The 16,242-nt window shown below is 67.4% G+C and carries 12 protein-coding genes; 3 read left to right on the forward strand and 9 right to left on the reverse strand.

The features are described from left to right. Positions 1-3: 3 nt before the first annotated feature. A complete protein-coding gene (locus tag AU252_RS16115; RefSeq protein WP_058931601.1) occupies positions 4-1,440 on the reverse strand; it encodes a PucR family transcriptional regulator in 1,437 nt (478 codons plus the stop codon). A 158-nt stretch (positions 1,441-1,598) separates the two neighbouring features. Between AU252_RS16115 and AU252_RS16120 the strand changes: the two genes are divergently transcribed. Further along, complete coding sequence (locus tag AU252_RS16120; protein ID WP_058933004.1) at positions 1,599-3,029, forward strand: gamma-aminobutyraldehyde dehydrogenase; 1,431 nt, start codon at positions 1,599-1,601, stop codon at positions 3,027-3,029. Between the two features lie 126 nt (positions 3,030-3,155). Then, on the forward strand, positions 3,156-4,526 hold the full coding sequence (gabT, locus tag AU252_RS16125; protein WP_058931602.1) for a 4-aminobutyrate--2-oxoglutarate transaminase: 1,371 nt from the start codon (positions 3,156-3,158) through the stop codon (positions 4,524-4,526). Between the two features lie 135 nt (positions 4,527-4,661). On the opposite strand, the gene rarD is transcribed toward gabT, so the two are convergent. Further along, on the reverse strand, positions 4,662-5,606 hold the full coding sequence (gene rarD / locus AU252_RS16130) for an EamA family transporter RarD (RefSeq protein ID WP_240484207.1): 945 nt from the start codon (positions 5,604-5,606) through the stop codon (positions 4,662-4,664). 135 nt (positions 5,607-5,741) lie between these two features. Between rarD and AU252_RS16135 the strand changes: the two genes are divergently transcribed. Then, complete coding sequence (locus AU252_RS16135) at positions 5,742-6,740, forward strand: DNA topoisomerase IB (protein WP_058931603.1); 999 nt, start codon at positions 5,742-5,744, stop codon at positions 6,738-6,740. Between the two features lie 33 nt (positions 6,741-6,773). On the opposite strand, the gene AU252_RS16140 is transcribed toward AU252_RS16135, so the two are convergent. Genes AU252_RS16140 through AU252_RS16170 form a run of 7 tightly spaced genes read right to left on the reverse strand, consistent with a single transcriptional unit; the run spans position 6,774 to position 16,071 of the window. Next, the gene (locus tag AU252_RS16140; protein WP_058931604.1) at positions 6,774-7,511 is read right to left on the reverse strand and encodes a class F sortase; all 738 of its coding nucleotides are present in this window, start codon (positions 7,509-7,511) and stop codon (positions 6,774-6,776) included. Next, positions 7,512-8,375, reverse strand: coding sequence for a phosphate ABC transporter ATP-binding protein (locus AU252_RS16145; protein ID WP_083510445.1), 864 nt, complete (start codon positions 8,373-8,375; stop codon positions 7,512-7,514). 26 nt (positions 8,376-8,401) lie between these two features. Next, entirely contained in the window at positions 8,402-9,370 is a 969-nt protein-coding gene (locus tag AU252_RS16150) for a sortase (RefSeq protein WP_058931605.1), read from the reverse strand. Further along, on the reverse strand, positions 9,367-11,055 hold the full coding sequence (locus tag AU252_RS16155; protein ID WP_058931606.1) for a substrate-binding domain-containing protein: 1,689 nt from the start codon (positions 11,053-11,055) through the stop codon (positions 9,367-9,369). Before AU252_RS16155 ends, AU252_RS16150 begins: the two co-directional genes overlap by 4 nt. Further along, on the reverse strand, positions 11,052-12,332 hold the full coding sequence (locus tag AU252_RS16160; protein ID WP_083510446.1) for a PstA family ABC transporter permease: 1,281 nt from the start codon (positions 12,330-12,332) through the stop codon (positions 11,052-11,054). Before AU252_RS16160 ends, AU252_RS16155 begins: the two co-directional genes overlap by 4 nt. A gap of 2 nt (positions 12,333-12,334) precedes the next feature. Continuing rightward, positions 12,335-13,354, reverse strand: a complete 1,020-nt coding sequence (gene pstC / locus AU252_RS16165; protein ID WP_083510447.1) for a phosphate ABC transporter permease subunit PstC — start codon at positions 13,352-13,354, stop codon at positions 12,335-12,337. Further along, positions 13,351-16,071, reverse strand: a complete 2,721-nt coding sequence (locus tag AU252_RS16170; RefSeq protein ID WP_167349841.1) for a hypothetical protein — start codon at positions 16,069-16,071, stop codon at positions 13,351-13,353. Before AU252_RS16170 ends, pstC begins: the two co-directional genes overlap by 4 nt. Between the last annotated feature and the right edge of the window lie 171 nt (positions 16,072-16,242).

Genomic DNA, 16,242 nt, shown 5'->3' on the forward strand with positions numbered 1-16,242 from the left:
GGCCTACCTGGCCTGCCGCGCTCCGAGCCGCGACACGGCGAGCGCCAGCCACAGCTGCACACGGTCCGCCGTGACCGAAGGATCGTAGCCGGTCAGCTCGGTGATCTGCGCCAGCCGGTACCTCACGGTGTTCCGGTGCAGTGTCAGGGCTTCGGCGACGGCGGCCACGGAACCGTTGTTGTTCAGGTAGCTTTCCAGGGTGGTCACGAGTTCCGCGCCGTGGGCGGCGTCGAACGCGCGCAGCGGGTTCAGCGACTCGTGGGCCATGTCGGCCAGGGGAACGTCCTCGCTGGCCAGCAGCAGGGAGGTCAGGCTCAGGCGTTCCGGTTCGTTCACCGGCAGGCCGTGGCTGGCCGCATCGCGGGCCTCGAAGTAGCTCCAGCGCAGGCCGTTCGGCTTGGTGTACGCGCCGCCGATCCCGATCGTCGCGTGGATCCCGGCCTCAGCCAGGTGGTCGCTGAGGCGCCTGGCCAGCGCAGGTGCCGCGCCGCCGTCGTCGTTAATTACCACCACCAGGTCCTTCCCGACGACGGCGGCCACCGCCTTCTCCAGCGGCTGCGGCACCGAGGTGCTCACCAGGGCCTTGTGATGGGCGGCGGACACCGCCAGCAGCACCACGTTTTTGCGTGTGCTGTTCAGGCCCACACCGGCGAGCCGGCGTTGGGCCTCGCTGGTCTCCAGGGCCCCGTGGATAACGTCCTCCAGCACTTGGCCGCACAGGGCGCGCTGGGCCTGGCGCTGCTTGACCATGTTGTTCAGCTCCACGCTGATCAGGTTCTGGGCGTAGCCGATGATGCCCGAATCCTCGAACGGCTGGCGGACCCACAGCGTGCAGGCATCGCGGCGGCCGGTGGGGATGGGGTAGGACGCCCACGTGTCCGCGGAGGGGAGTTCGGCGCCGCTGTTGTACAGGTGGGCGGTGAACTGGGTGAGGGCAATCTCAGTCCGCAGCATCCCGCCCAGATGCTTCAGGAGCTGGGTGAGGCCACCGCCGGTGAGGAGGGCGCGGGCCAGGATCTGGTGGCCCGCGATCAGGCGCTCCAGCTTGGCGACATGATCAGCGGCCTGCGCTTCCGCCACCAGCTTGCCGATGGCAATGAACGGAGTCTCGTAAGGCACTTGGACGATCGGCAGCCCCCAGCGGTTGGCCTCGGCAATCAGGGCCGGCGGGACGGCGTCGTGCGTCAGACCTGTCCCGAAACCAATGCCCACGGCTCCGGCGCGCTGGACCTGCCGGACGAAGCGCCGCTGCTCGGGCGCGGACCGCAGGCGCATGCCGGTGGTGAGCACCAGTTCGCCGCCGCTGAGGAAACGCTGCGGGTCCTCCAGTTCCGTGACGGCAACCCAGTTGATGTCCTCGTGCCAGGTGGTCTCGGCAAGGCCTGCATTGGACAGGTGGAGGGAGTGCACGCCGAGCAGGGTGGCGAGGGAAATGGCCATGGCTCAAGGATAGACGGACGCTGGTCAACCGCACTAAACATTGCGGCCAAGGGTGTGCAGGTGGCTATTCCCCGGGGGGAAGGTGCTGGCATAGGCTCAAGGCAGTCGCAACCATCCGCTTCGCAGCTGATGTTCCCTTATGAAAGAGGTTGTACACCGTGGTCCAAACCTTGCAGAACTTCATCAATGGTGAGTTCGTTACGCCCGCGGGCACCGACCTGCTGGACATCGTTAACCCCACCAACGGCGAGGTAGTGGCGCAGTCTCCCGTGTCCATCCAGGCCGACGTCGACGCTGCCATGACCGCGGCCAAGGACGCCTTCAAGACCTGGAAGCACGTCACCCCCGGGCAGCGCCAGCTGATGCTGCTCAAGCTCGCGGACGCCGTTGAAGCCAACAGCGACGAACTTGTCGAGGCCCAGCACCGCAACACCGGGCAGGTCCGCTCCCTGATTGCCTCCGAGGAAATTGCCGCCGGCGCCGACCAGCTCCGCTTCTTCGCCGGTGCCGCGCGCATCCTGGAAGGAAAGTCAGCAGGCGAGTACTTCGAAGGCCACACTTCCTACGTGCGCCGCGAACCCATCGGTGTCGTGGCCCAGGTTGCACCCTGGAACTACCCGTTCCTGATGGCCATCTGGAAGATCGGCCCTGCTCTCGCGGCCGGCAACACCGTGGTCCTCAAGCCTTCCGACACCACCCCGGAATCCACCCTGGTGCTGGCCCGCCTGGCCGGCGACATCCTGCCCGCCGGCGTGCTGAACGTGGTGCTGGGTACCGGCGCAACCGGCGCCATGATGGTGGAGCACCGGGTCCCCGGCCTGGTCTCCATCACGGGTTCCGTCCGGGCCGGCATCGCCGTGGCCTCCGGAGCTGCGAAGGGCCTCAAGCGCGCCCACCTGGAGCTGGGCGGCAAGGCCCCGGCCATTGTGTTCAAGGACGCCGACATCAAGAAGAGCGCCGCGGCCATCGCCGAGTTCGCCTTCTTCAACGCCGGCCAGGACTGCACCGCCATCACCCGCGTGCTGGTGGAGGACTCGGTCCACGACGACGTCGTGGCAGCCATGGTGGAACACACCAAGACCCTGCACACCGGCTCGCAGAACGACGAAGACAACTACTTCGGCCCGCTGAACAACGTGAACCACTTCAACGCCGTCACCTCCGTGGTGGAGCACCTGCCGGAAAACTGCAAGGTTGTCACGGGCGGGCACCGCGCAGGGGATAAGGGCTTCTTCTTCGAACCCACCATCGTCACGGGCGCCAAGCAGACGGACGACATCGTCCAGCAGGAAACCTTCGGCCCGGTCATCACGGTGCAGAAGTTCTCCTCCGAGGCGGAGGCACTCGAGCTGGCGAACGACGTCGAATACGCCCTCGCCTCCAGCGTCTGGACGTCCGACCACGGCACGGCGATGCGGATGAGCCGCGACCTGGACTTCGGCGCGGTGTGGATCAACACGCACATCCTCCTGACGGCCGAAATGCCGCACGGCGGCTTCAAGCAGTCCGGCTACGGCAAGGACCTCTCCATGTACGGCGTTGAGGACTACACGCGCATCAAGCACGTCATGAGCGCACTCGACGCCTAGTCCCCACCGGCGGCCTAACCTCGCTCCGCTTCGGCCAGGGAACCCTCCCCACCGGCACCCTAACCTCGCTCCGCTTCGGCCAGGGAACCCTGCCGGCGTGGGCCCACGCAGAAAGAAGACCCCCCAATGAGCACCACAGCAAGTGAAATCACCTTCCGCCTGGAACAGAAGCGCCGTGTCCAGGCCGACTTCCCGGGCCCCAAGTCCATCGCCCTGACCGAGCGCCGCAAGGCAGTGGTCGCCGCGGGTGTCGCCTCCGCCGTTCCGGTCTACGTTGCGGACGCCGACGGCGGCATCATCCACGACGTCGACGGCAACTCCTTCATTGACCTCGGCTCGGGCATCGCGGTGACCAGCGTCGGCGCGTCCGATCCCGCCGTCGTCGGGGCCGTGAAGGAAGCCGTGGAGCACTTCACCCACACCTGTTTTATGGTCACCCCGTACGAAAGCTACGTGGCCCTCGCCGAGCAGCTCAACCGCCTGACCCCGGGCGACCACGAGAAGCGGACGGTGCTGTTCAACTCCGGCGCCGAGGCTGTGGAGAACGCCGTCAAGGTGGCCCGTCTCGCCACCGGGCGTGACGCCGTCGTCGCCTTTGACCACGCCTACCACGGCCGCACCAACCTGACCATGGCGCTGACCGCGAAGGCCATGCCGTACAAGACCAACTTCGGCCCGTTCGCGCCGGAGGTCTACCGCATGCCCATGAGCTACCCGTTCCGCGAGGAGAACCCTTCGATCACCGGTGCCGAGGCCGCCAAGCGCGCCATCACCATGATCGAGAAGCAGATCGGCGGCGACCAGGTTGCCGCGATCATCATCGAACCCATCCAGGGCGAGGGTGGCTTCATTGTCCCCGCCGAGGGCTTCCTCCCCGCGCTGGCCGCCTGGGCCAAGACGAACGGCGTCGTGTTCATCGCCGACGAAGTCCAGTCCGGCTTCTGCCGCACCGGCGAATGGTTCGCGGTCAACCACGAGGACGTTGTCCCGGACATCATCACCATGGCCAAGGGCATCGCGGGCGGCATGCCGCTGTCCGCGATCACCGGCCGTGCTGACCTGCTCGACGCCGTCCACCCGGGCGGACTGGGCGGCACCTACGGCGGCAACCCGGTGGCGTGCGCCGCTGCGCTTGCCGCGATCGGGTCCATGGAGGAGTACAACCTCGCCGGACGTGCACGCCACATTGAATCGCTCGCCACGGGACGCCTGCAGGAACTGCAGGCCGAACTGGCCGGCGCCGGGAAGTCCGTGATCGGCGACATCCGCGGCCGCGGCGCGATGCTGGCCGTGGAACTGGTCCAGGCCGGCTCCAAGGAACCCAACCCCGAGCTGACCAAGGCCGTGGCCGCTGCCTGCCTCAAGGAGGGTGTCATCATCCTCACCTGCGGCACCTACGGCAACGTCATCCGCCTGCTGCCCCCGCTGGTCATTACCGACGACCTGCTGAACGACGGCCTCGACGTCCTGGCCGCGGCCATCAAGGCCAACGCCTAAGAACCGTCCGCATAGAGTTAGCGTCCCCTCGCAACGGCGCGAACGAACACTTGAGGCCCTGGAAACTTGCGTTTCCAGGGCCTCAAGTGTTCGTTCGCGCTGGGGGTGGGGCTTAAGTGTCCTTTCGCGCCGGTCCTACGAGGAGCGTGCGAGTTTCCTGGCCCTTGAGTTCTTGCCTGCCATCCGCAGCATATCGACAGTCAGCACCAGCAGGGCCAGCCACACCACACCGAAGCCGATCCAGCGGCTGGCGGTCATGGCTTCCTGGAACACCACCAAGGCCACGATGAACTGGAGGAGCGGGGCAACGTACTGCAGCAGCCCGATGGTGGTCATGGGCAGCCGGCGGGCCGAGGCGCCGAAGAACAGCAGCGGCACCGCGGTGACCACGCCGGAGGCCACGAGGAGCCAGAAGTGTCCGGGGCCCTGGCTGGCCAGGGTGGCCGAGCCGCTGACGCCGAGGAACACCATGGTGGCCGCCGCGATCGGTGCCAGGACGATGGTCTCCACGCTGAGGCTGGTCACCGCGTCCACCTTCGGCCCAACGCGCTTCTTCACGAACCCGTACAGCCCGAAGCTGAAGGCCAGGGTCAGGGCGATCCACGGCAGTTTGCCGTAGCTCACCGTGAGCACGCCCACCGCTACAAAACCGATTCCGACGGCGGCCCACTGGAGGGGACGCAGCTTCTCCTTGAGGACGAACACACCCAGGAGGACCGAGACCAAGGGGTTGATGAAGTAGCCCAGCGAGGCTTCGACGGCCTGGCCGGTGGTCACGCCGTAGGTATAGGTCAGCCAGTTCACCGCAATGAGGGCCGCGGCGATGGCGAGGGTGCCGAACACCGAACGGTCGCGGAACGCTGCGGCCAGCGCACGCCAGGATCGGGTGACCGTGATCAGGAGGACGCAGAAAATCAGGGACCACACCACGCGGTTGGCCACGATCTCCACCGCACCGGCGGGCATCAGCGCGAAGAAGTACAGCGGGAGCAGCCCCCACAACCCGTACGCGCCGAAACCGAACAGGACTCCCGCCGTCGTCTCCTTGTCCACAGCCTTGGGACCAGCTGGCGCGGTCACAGCGGTTTTGGGTAAGGAGGTGGTTTCAGGGGGAGTAGGCACCTAACCATTAACACCAGTTGATGGACGCGTATTCCAGTCAAGAGTCAGTACGCTGTCCTTCATGGAACCGATGACCCCGCAGGTTGCCGTCCCGTGAGGCTCCGCCGCAGCAACGCGAATGGCCGCGGCTACCGTCGCGTGCCCGCCGGCACGGGCTTCAGCTACCGGGACCTGGACGGCTCCACGCTGCCGCCGGGGCCGGTCCGGGACCGGCTGGAAAGCATCGGCATCCCGCCGGCCTGGACGGAGGTGTGGATTGCGCCGTTCGACAACGGGCACATCCAGGCGACAGGCCTCGATGCGGTGGGCCGGCGGCAGTACATCTACCACCCCGCCTGGCGCGAACGGAAAGACCGCGTGAAGTTCGACCGCGTCCTGCAGCTGGCGGAGTCGCTGCCCACCGCCCGCCGGCTGGTCACCCTGGACCTGCGCAGCGACGGTCCAAGCCGCGAACGCGTCCTGGCGGCGGCCTTCCGGATGCTGGACAGCGGGTCCCTGCGGGTGGGATCCGAGCGGTACACCAACGAGAACGGCAGCCGCGGCCTGGCCACGCTCCTGTGTGGGCACGTCCACGTCCGCAAGGAGTGCCTGGAGCTGAAGTTTCCGGCCAAGAGCGGCAAGGACTGGGAGTCGGAAATTTACGACGCCGACCTGGCCGCCCTGGTGCGGACGCTTAAGCGCCGCGGTGGAAATGCCAGGCTCCTGGCGTTCAAGGAGGGCCGGACCTGGCGGCCGGTCACCAGCGCGGACATCAATGCCTACGTCAAGGAGCGGACGGGCCTGGACTTCACCGCCAAGGACTTCCGCACGCTGCACGGGACGGTGGCCGCCGCCGTCAGCCTGGCGCGCAGCGGCCCGCAACCGACCGTTGCCGCGCGGAAGGGCGCCATCGGCGTGGCCATGCTGGAGGCTGCTGCGGTGCTGGGGAACACGCCGTCGATCGCCCGGAAAAGCTATGTTGATCCCCGGCTGCTGGACCACTTTGCCGCGGGGGAGACCATCGACCCCAAACGCCTGGACTCCGCGGAAGCCGAGCTGAGGGCCCTGCTGTACCGGGAAGGCGACGTGGTGCCGCTGCGCCAGGGCGGCTGAGGCCCGTCGTTGCTGCCGGTTGTTGCCGCCTGCTCAGCCCGTTTGCTCGGCGTACACAACGTAGTTCTCGGTGGCGCCGGCGTCGTTCAGCTGGAAGCACGTCACCAGCACCAGCCGCCCGGGCACGGCAGCCCAGAGGTCGTCCCGCTGCCCGAGACTGGTCTTTGCATAGCCGGCCGCCCCCGTGACCGTGTATCTCGTGACGCCCTCCGGCGTGGTGACCAGCACCGCGTCGCCCGGCTGTGCCCGGCCCGTGCCGGCCTGGATGTCCATCAGACCGTTGAAGGCCGAGTAGCCGAGGTTCCAGGAGTGGGCGGCCAGGTAAGTGGTGTTGGTGGCCGCTGAACCGGCCGGTCCGTAGTCGCTGATCCAGTACGCGAATCCATTGGACGGCGGGTTGACCCGGCGGTCGGCCGGGAGGTCCATCGGCAACACGGGAATGTCCATGCCGAGCCGCGGCAGTTGCACCCGCACCGGCTGGCCCGGCCCAGCAGGTGTCCGGGCCAGTTCCCGGCCGGCCAGCGCCTCAGCCTCTGCCGGCGTCTCCACCACCAGCGGGGCGCCGCCGCCTGCCGTTGTGGCGGCGGAGTCGGGCAGCCGCGGCGCAGATTCCGTGGCCTGCCCGGGGACTGCCAGCAGCGGCTGGGCCCCCGTCAGGAGCGGGATTCCGTACACCAGCACCACGGAAAGGCCCAGCCCGGTCAGGCCGACGGCGGCAAGGTTACGGAAGCGGCGGCGCCTGCGGGCCGCGGATGTGGGGGCCCGTCGCATTTACCCGAAGCGTCCGTTGACGTAGTCGCTGGTGCGCTGGTCCTGCGGGTACTGGAACATGGCGTCAGTGGGGCCGTGCTCAACGATCGCCCCGGGCGCGTTGTGTGCCGCCAGGAAGAAGGCACACGTGTCCGAGATACGCGCGGCCTGCTGCATGTTGTGGGTGACGATGACAATCGTGACAAGTCCGCGCAGCGACGCGATGGTTTCCTCGACGCGGCGGGTGGACGTGGGGTCCAGCGCCGAGCATGGCTCGTCCATCAGCAGAACCCGCGGGGAAACCGCCAGGGAACGGGCGATGCACAGCCGCTGCTGCTGGCCGCCTGACAGTCCGCCGCCGGGCTGGTGCAGCCGGTCCTTGACCTCATCCCACAGGGATGCCTTGCGGAGTGAATCCTCCACCAGGAAGTCCTTCTCCAGCCGGCTGGCCTTGATGCCCGCGAGCTTCAGCCCTGCGACGGTATTTTCGTAGATGGACATGGCCGGGAAGGGGTTGGCTTTCTGGAAGACCATGCCGATGTTGCGGCGCGCCAGGGTCACCCGCCGGCCCGGATCGTAGATGTCGGCCCCGTCGAGCAGGACCTGCCCCGCCAGCGACGCGGTTGGCACCATTTCGTGCATCCGGTTGAGGATCCGCAGGAACGTGGACTTGCCGCAGCCCGAAGGGCCGATCAGTGCCGTGACCTGTCCCGCTTCCATGGTCAGCGAGACGCGGTCCAGGACTTTGCGCTCGCCGAACCAGGCACTGACCGCCTTGGCGTCGAGCTCGGCCGCCTCGCTCCCGGCGAACGGATCCGGGAAGCCCTCGCCCTCGGGCGGATCGAACACGGCCAGTGCGTGGCCGGAGGATGATTGCGTGGTCATCAGGGTTCCTTCTGTGGAGATTTTCACTAAAGCAGGTTGGGCAGCAGGAGGCTGACCTGCGTACCGGTCAGGACTGACAGCGCGCCGAGCATCGGGAGGAAGACCAGCCAGGTCTCCCGTTGACCCCAGCGGTACCACGACCAGACGGCGGCCATGGCGGCCAGGATCAGCAGTTCCAGGCATACCAGGAGTCCCACCAGGTCCGAGGTGTCAGATCCCAGGGGCAGCTCGGCGGCTTCCAGGGATGCCGGATAGAGGACCGGCGCGGTCTTCGGGAAAGCCTTGGACAGCAGCTTGGCGTCGACCCGCAGGACGCCGTCGGGAAGGAAGGCGGCCCCGGCTGCGGTGGTCAGGGTCAGGCGCCCTTCGTCACCGGTGGGGATGGACGGGCCGGGGTCACCGGCGCGGCGATGGCCCATTACTTCGAACTCGGCCACTCCCAGCCCGGTGGTCACGGTGAACCGCTCGCCCGGTGCGAGGCGGGTCAGCTGGCCCAAGGGGCCACCGTAGGCGGCGGCCCTGCCCATCAGGACGCTTGTGCCGCTCTGCCCCGGCAGGGGAGTGTCCCGCCGGTGGCCGACGCCGTCCATCAGTTCCCGGGATGTGGTTCCCTCCACCACCGTTTCCTGGATGCCCAGTGCGGGAATCGAAAGCAGGGCCAGCGGTGTCCCCGGGGCCACCAATGCGCCCGTGTGGTCCGTCTGGCCGAGCGGTGCGGAGCCTTCCGCCAGGCCGGTCCGGAGCTCTTCAAACAGCCGGGTCTGCGTGGTGGAGTGCTGCACCTGCGAGATGATCACAATGTTGATGATCTGGCCGAAGAGGATCACCGAGACCATCGCCAGACCCAGCGAAATCGCCTTGTTAGTGTGCGACGGCGGGAGCCTGACGGGGGTGGCCCGGCGCCTGTTCCGTGCCGTACGGCGGAGCCACGCGAGCGCGCCGCGGTGCAGGAAACGGGGGCCGGTCTGGCGCCGGCCGGTGAGTGTCGCGGTCATGCTTTGGTGCCGCGCTTACTCCGCGCACGCCTGGCCAGGGCGCCGGCGGTCAGTGGCGGGACGAGGACCAGAAGGCCCACGAGGCCGCCGATGATCAGCAGGAGGTTCTGCGGTTGTCCCCAGCCGCGGCTGGAGGCCAGCGTGGTGGTGACGGGAGTCAGTTGCCCGGCGACGCCGCTGGCGGCCCCGGCGGCTACGGCTGTGCACGTGCCGCTGTCGGGGTCACATGCTGCCGCTTCGCTGGCCGGATCGACGGCAGCCGCTCCGGCGTCGGCCAGGTCCGTCACTTCGGCGGTGCCGGCCGGAACTTCGGCTCCTGCTGCCGCCGTGGCCCCTGCCGGGCCCTGGTTGACGGCCGCGTCGGCACCGCGCCAGGGCACCTGGCAGGCAGCGTCGCAGGCCTTGTCGAACGGTGCGCTCCGCACGAGTTGGTTCGCCGAGGGTGAGTCGCCCGGCTTGAACGTGGGGTTGTTGCAGGCGGGCGCCGAACCGCCGGACACACTGTCGCGGGTCTGATCCATCTTGCGGATGGTGTCCTGGTCCACGCCCGGAATCTTGCGGATCTGCTCCATCCCGGCCAGGACCAGGTTCATGGGCAGCGGCGAGTATCCGAGTTGGCCCATGGGACGCTGGCCCTCGCACAAGGCGTAGTTCGCAAAGAAGCCCAGGGTGGCTCCCTGCGCCGGGTTCAGGGCATTGGTGGCCTGGGTCGGGACGATCATGTACGAGTACGCCGACATGGGATACGTGCGGGGGTCCTTGTAGCCGTACACCTTGGAGAGGTCCTGGGAAAGGTAGTTCGCTGATCCCTTGTCCTGGTTGATGCTCGCCTGGGTCAGGGCCACGGCCACTGCGTGCTCAGTGGGCAGCGTGTAAAAGCCGGCAGCGTTCTTGACCTGTGCCACCGGAAAGCCGATGCCCTGGGCGTAGGAGTACTCGTCGTAGTTGATGGTGAACTGGTTGTTCGCCGAGTACGTGGTGACGCCCTGGGACCCGTTTTGTGCCACGAAGTTCTTGAGCCCCTGGGTGGGGTAAAAGGACGTGGCGTGCTGCGGATCGCAGCCGGTGACGGCGCACAGCTTGGCGTAGTCGGCAGGATACTGGCGCAACAGCCAGAGCGTGAACTGGGCTGTGGCGCCGGAGCCGTCAGAGCGGACCACCACGTTGATGGTGGCGTCAGGCAGGGCAACGCCGGGGTTGTCGGCGGTGATGATCGGATCGTTCCAGCGGGTGACCTGGCCCGTGAAGACCTTGGCGATGGCCGGCTGCGAGAGTTTGAGGCTGGTCATCCGTGAGCTGCCGGCCTTCAGGTTGTACATAAAAGCGGTACCGCCGGCAACCACGGGCAGCATGCCGTAGGCGAAGCCGGGCATGCTGTTGTCGCGCGGGTCGGCGGTGTCCCCGGTGTAGGGGATTTCCGAGACGGCGAACTGCTTCATCTGGTCGGCGAATTCCTTGCGCCCCGTGGAGGAACCCTTGTTCTCGTAGTCCACGGTCACGCCCTGGGCGCCGACCCGTGCAATCCAGTCCTGCAGCGCGTTGCCCGCCCAGGAGGATCCGGAGCCGCCAATGCGCAGGTAGTTGGCCGCCTGGGCAGGCGCCAGGCCAGCCAGCACCATACCGAGTGACAGCAGGATTCCCAGGACCGCCGGAACGGTCCGTCGCTTGGAAAGGGGGCGGATCATGGTTTCTCCTGCATGTTGTCGGTAGGTGCTGCGCCCAGGCTCGCCAGCAGCTGGGCGTGGTTGCGTTCAATGCGGGGCAGGTCGCGCCGGGACCTGGCGGCCGCGCGCCGTGCCTGGGCCTGTGTCTGCTTGCCGGCGTCCTGGCCGCCGATGATGCGGGCGATGATGAACAACACCAGGACCACGAACAGCAGGAACGCCGCGGTGGCGAAGCCGCGAGCCACCATCTCCGGCACCGGGGAGCGGACGTAGTCCAGGGCAGCCAGGGGAAGCGGTGTCTGTGGGCCGGAGAACGGATTGGCATTCATCACACCGGTAAAGCCGGACGTCAGCAGGACCGGCGCGGTCTCCCCGATGCCGTGGGCGGTGGCCAGGATGACGCCGGTGGTCAGGCCGGAGCGGACTGTGGGCAGCACAATGTGCCACACCACGCGCCATTGGCCGGCGCCCAGGGCCAGGCCTGCCTCGCGCAGGTTTCCGGGCACCAGCCGGAGGACGACGTCGGCCGAGCGGATCATGATCGGCAGCATCAGGACGGTGATGGCCAGCGAAGCGGCAAAACCATTGGTCTGATGCGTGATGGCCATAACCACCGCCGCGTAGATGAACAGGCCCGCCACAACGGACGGCAACGCCGTCATTGCTTCCACGACTGTGCGCACGATGCGGGCCAGGCGCCCGCCCACCTCGTTGAGGAATACCGCCGTCGTCATTCCCAGCGGAATGGTGATGGCCAGGGCGATGCCGATCTGTTCCAGCGTTCCCACCAGGGCATGCAGCACGCCGCCCTGGTCCAGGCCGGACAGGGGCCCGGCGCCGGTCATGTCAGTGGTGAAGAAGTTGAGGTGGAACAGCGCTTCCTGGCCGCGGGCGAACGTGAACATGACCACCAGGCCAAGGGTGCCGGCGACGGCGGCGCCCGCCGAGCTGAGCAGGACCGTCACCAGTCCGTTGCGGACTGCCGGAGCCGGCTGCCGCAGGTGTATCAGGGCGGTATACAGCAGCAGGAACCATAGGTAGGAAACGATGAACAGCCAGCCCAGGGGGATCAGTCCCAGGGCCACGGTCAGCAGGAGTCCCATGGCCAGCCCGCCGGCGGCCGCGCCGGCCAGAGACAGGACGTGGTTGCGCCCAACGCCAAGCCGTACCCGGACTTCGTCCGGGGCGCCCGGGGTGTTGGACAGCTGCGGCAGCTCAGTGGCGGGGCGGCGTGGCCCGGGATCGGCAGGCAGATCGGTCACTTCGAAGGTGGCGGGTCCGTCGTCGGTGGTAGTCATGGTCAGCCCTCGCTTTCTGCGCCGGACCGGGACCTCGCCATGATGGCTGAGGCCGTGATGTTGACCAGCATGGTGATCACGAACAGCGTCAGTCCTGCGGCCATCAGCGCGCTCATCGCAGATTCGTTGGATTCGGAGTACTTCAGGGCAATCATGGCGGCGATCGAGTTGGCGCCCTTTTCCAGGACATGGAAATTGATCGCATAGACCGGGCTGATGATCAGGTAGATGGCGATGGTTTCGCCGAGCGCCCGTCCCAGCCCGAGCATGGTGCCGCCGATGATGCCGCCGCGGCCGAAGGGCAGCACCACGGTCCGGATCATGCCCAGCCGCGTGGCTCCCAGGGCGTAGGCGCCCTCACGCTCACCCGTTGGTGCGCGCCGAAAGGACTCCGTCATGATGGAGGTCTGGATCGGGACGATCATCATGGCCACCACCAGTCCAGCGATGAAGGCGGAGGCCGTGAACGGCACGGTGTCCCGCAGCGGACTGCCCGGATCAACGCCGTCCACCTGCAGGAACGGTATCCAGCCGAACCACGTGGACAGCCACTTGCTGAAGTCCACCACGTTGGGCTGCAGCATGTAGGCGCCCCATAGGCCGAAGACCACCGACGGCACGGCGGCCAGGAGGTCAATCAGGCTGGTGAGTGCCTTCTGCATCCAGCCGGTGGCGACTTCGGTGATGAACAGCGCTGTCCCCAGGGCCAGCGGCATGGCGACGGCCAAGGCGACCGTGGCGATCTGCACCGTGCCCCACAGAACAGCGGCGATGCCGAAGTCGTTGGTTTCCGGCGCCCAGTTCTGGGTGGTCAGGAATTTTCCCAGCCCCACCTCGCTGATGGCGCCGACGCCGTTGCCGGCCAGGAAGAGGCCCACCAGGACCATGATGGCCAGGACGATTCCGCCGCCGATCCGGGTGACGGTCCGGAACAGGTAGTCCTGCTGTTCCAACTGCTGGTGCAATGTGCGGGGAGTATCCTGCGCTTCATCGGCGCGGGAACGGGGCAGTACCGTGCTCATCGACGCCGTCCCCGTGCCAGCAGCGGCGCGGCGGCAGCGCTTGCTACTGCCGCCACGAGTCCGATCACCAGCGTGTACTGGGGCCAGGCGCTGCTGGTGGCCGCGGTCCGGCTGGGCACCGCAGCGGCGGCCGCGGGGGCAGCCGCAGGTGCTGCCGCCGGGACGACTTCTGCTGCGGCAGCGGCCGGTACGGCCGGTGCCAGGACTGCGGGCACCACGTTTTCGCCGGACACGGACTCCATCGGCATCAGGTCGGTGGTGGCGGCCGCGGCTTGCTGCGGCCCCTGGATTCCCTGCAGGGTCTGGATGCCGGCGGCGGCCAGCTGCAGCAGCGCCGGTGTGAGTGGCGCGTAGCCAGGTGGCAGCATCCCGCTCCGGAAGCCGGTCTTCTGGCCTTCGGTGCTGATGTACGAGAAAAGCTGGGCGAACGTTGCGGCCTGGGACTGGCTGACGGAGGCAAGGTTCACCACGCCGTAGATCGGCAGGGTCAGCGGATACGCGGTGGTGTAGTCCGGGACGCTGGCAGGTCGCATGGCGCCGGGGGTACCGGTGGGTTCGAACTGGCCGGCTGCTGCCTGCAGGCTGCTGGTGGTGGCGCCAATGCACTGCGAGCCGCTGACGTTGCACAACTGCGCGGTGGGCAGTTGGAACTTCGCTGCCGAGGCCGCGTCCGTAATGGACAGGACGCTGCGGCTGCCGTAGCCCTGACGCGCGACGGATTTGTACGCGGGCGGGCTGCAGTCGGCGCACCAGGAGGTGGTGGACGCCGGCTGGGCGCGCACGGTGTTCTGGGCCGCCGCGGCCATGTCCTGGACGCGGGAATACTGGTCGCCTACGGTAAGGGCCGGCTCGGCGATGGAACCATCGCCGGCCATAACGGCCTGCTTCTGTGCCCAGTAGGCCTGCGGGTACGCGGCCCCTTCGGAGGGGTAGGTCTGACGGGCGTAGGTGAAGCCGTCAGGAGTTTTGGTCTCGGCGACCTTCCGCGCGGCCTGCTGGTCCAGTTCGGTGGCCTTTTCCTGGCATTCGCTGTAGGTCCGCGTCGAGTAGAACGGGTTGATGGTCATGCCGGAAGGATCCGGGCAACCGTTCAGGAAGGCCCTGGAATCCTTGTCGTTGAGCAGCCAGTCCCAGACAGCGGACGCGGCATCCGAGCGCAGGCCTTCCACCACAGGGGGACTGAGGTTGCCGGAGGAACCCAGGCCCTTCGGGTTCAGGGCCCTGAACTCCGGATCATTCTGGATGGAATACGTCATCGGCTGGCCATAGGCAGTGGTGCCGGGCTTCGTGAAGGGGGCCTCAATGGCGGAAGCCGGGGCAGTGTGCTGTACGTAGCTTTGCGTGAGCAGCTTGGCCAGCAGCCTGGCATTGAGTTTCAGGTCGCGCACCAGACCGGCGCTGCGTGCCTTGTCGGCCTCCCACTCTGCCTTGTCCTGGTAGCCGCAGTCGGCCAGCGTGTACTGCGTGAACGCTGCGGTGCAGGCATTGTCAATCGTCATGGCGATGACCACTCCGGCGAGCGCTGTCGGCACGTAGAGGGCGTTGATGTCACCGGCGGCGGGGCGGGTGATAAAGGCGAGGGTGTCGGGCTGCTGCAGCTGGGTGCGGGCCTGCAGGTCCGCCAGCGGTGAGAAGCCCAGCGTGAACTTCTTGGTGTCGCACACGGCGGGGATCCAGGATTTCATTGCTGCGCTGAGGGCTTCGGAGCCCACGCTGAGGGTTGCCGCCTGATCGGTGGGGCAAACTGCGGCCACGTCCTGGAAGTGGAGCGGGACCTGCAGGCGCATCGCCCATAGGCTGGGGGCCAGTGGTCCGGCTGGCAGAATGGCGTCCATCGCGGCTGTCCGCGGTACGGCTACGAGCCAGCATTTGGCCACGCTGGGTGCGTCCGGGCGGTAGCCGCAGCCCATTCCGGAGGCCTCGGCGCCGCTCTGAACCTCGAAGGTGCGCGAGCCTGCGCCCTGTTCGGAGGACATAAAGCGGGAGAACTCGTTGGTGCTGGTCCGGCTGAAGAAGGGGTTGCGGTATTCGCTGAGGTTGAAGCCGTCCGTGATCCGCGTTTGTTCACCGGTGATAGCCAGGAAGGGGGCAGGAAGGTTCATGGTGGGGGAGGAGGGATCCTGGGCTTCCCAGTCCCCGCCGCGGACCAGGGGATCGTTGAGCAGTGAACGCTGGTGGGCCGTGCTGGAGATATCGCCGTCCAGTCCGGTCGCACCGAACTGGCAGGTGGAGGGGTCCGGTTCGGTGGCCGCCGGGTCAGGCTTGTTGTCCGTGCCCGGTTTGCCCCAGCACTGGAAAACCTGCAGATAGGACGTGCTGGCACCATTGCTGCCGGCGGCGGGATCCGCGCCGGTGAAGCTGATGGTCACTGATTGGTTCTGTAGGTTCCTGGTTTGGGAAACGCTCATGGACAGACCGCCCAGCCCGTTGCCCGGGCCGAAGGCACGGGTCGCGGAGTCGCGCAGCCGCTGATCGACGTCGTCGTACGTCTTCCCGGCAGTGTGCGGCAGCTGCTGCTCGTTTCCGCGGGGAACCGTGCTCTCCGCGGCGTTGTCAGTGTTGTCCCACGTGACGGTCGCCGAGGTGTCGCTGACCATGGAGCCGCGCGGCCCCCAGTCGGAGCCCGGAACGGTCGGATCTGCCGAGCTGGGCGGAAGCGAGACCAGCAGGAGGGCGCCCACAGCGACCGCAGCGGCCAGAGGGGAAGCCCACCGCACGCCGTGTTGCTGACGGGGCCTGGCGACGGCCTGTCGGGTGTTCCATGGAAGCGGCATGAATTCTTTCTTTTCAATATTCCGGGTCGGTCATCAAACCTGTAGGCCGATTGTTCAGACCTGTCAGTGGAAGGTCCAGCCGGGTGGCAGCGGAAGCTGCTGGACTATTATTTC

This window comes from Pseudarthrobacter sulfonivorans (assembly GCF_001484605.1).
Taxonomy (GTDB): Bacteria; Actinomycetota; Actinomycetes; order Actinomycetales; family Micrococcaceae; genus Arthrobacter; species Arthrobacter sulfonivorans_A.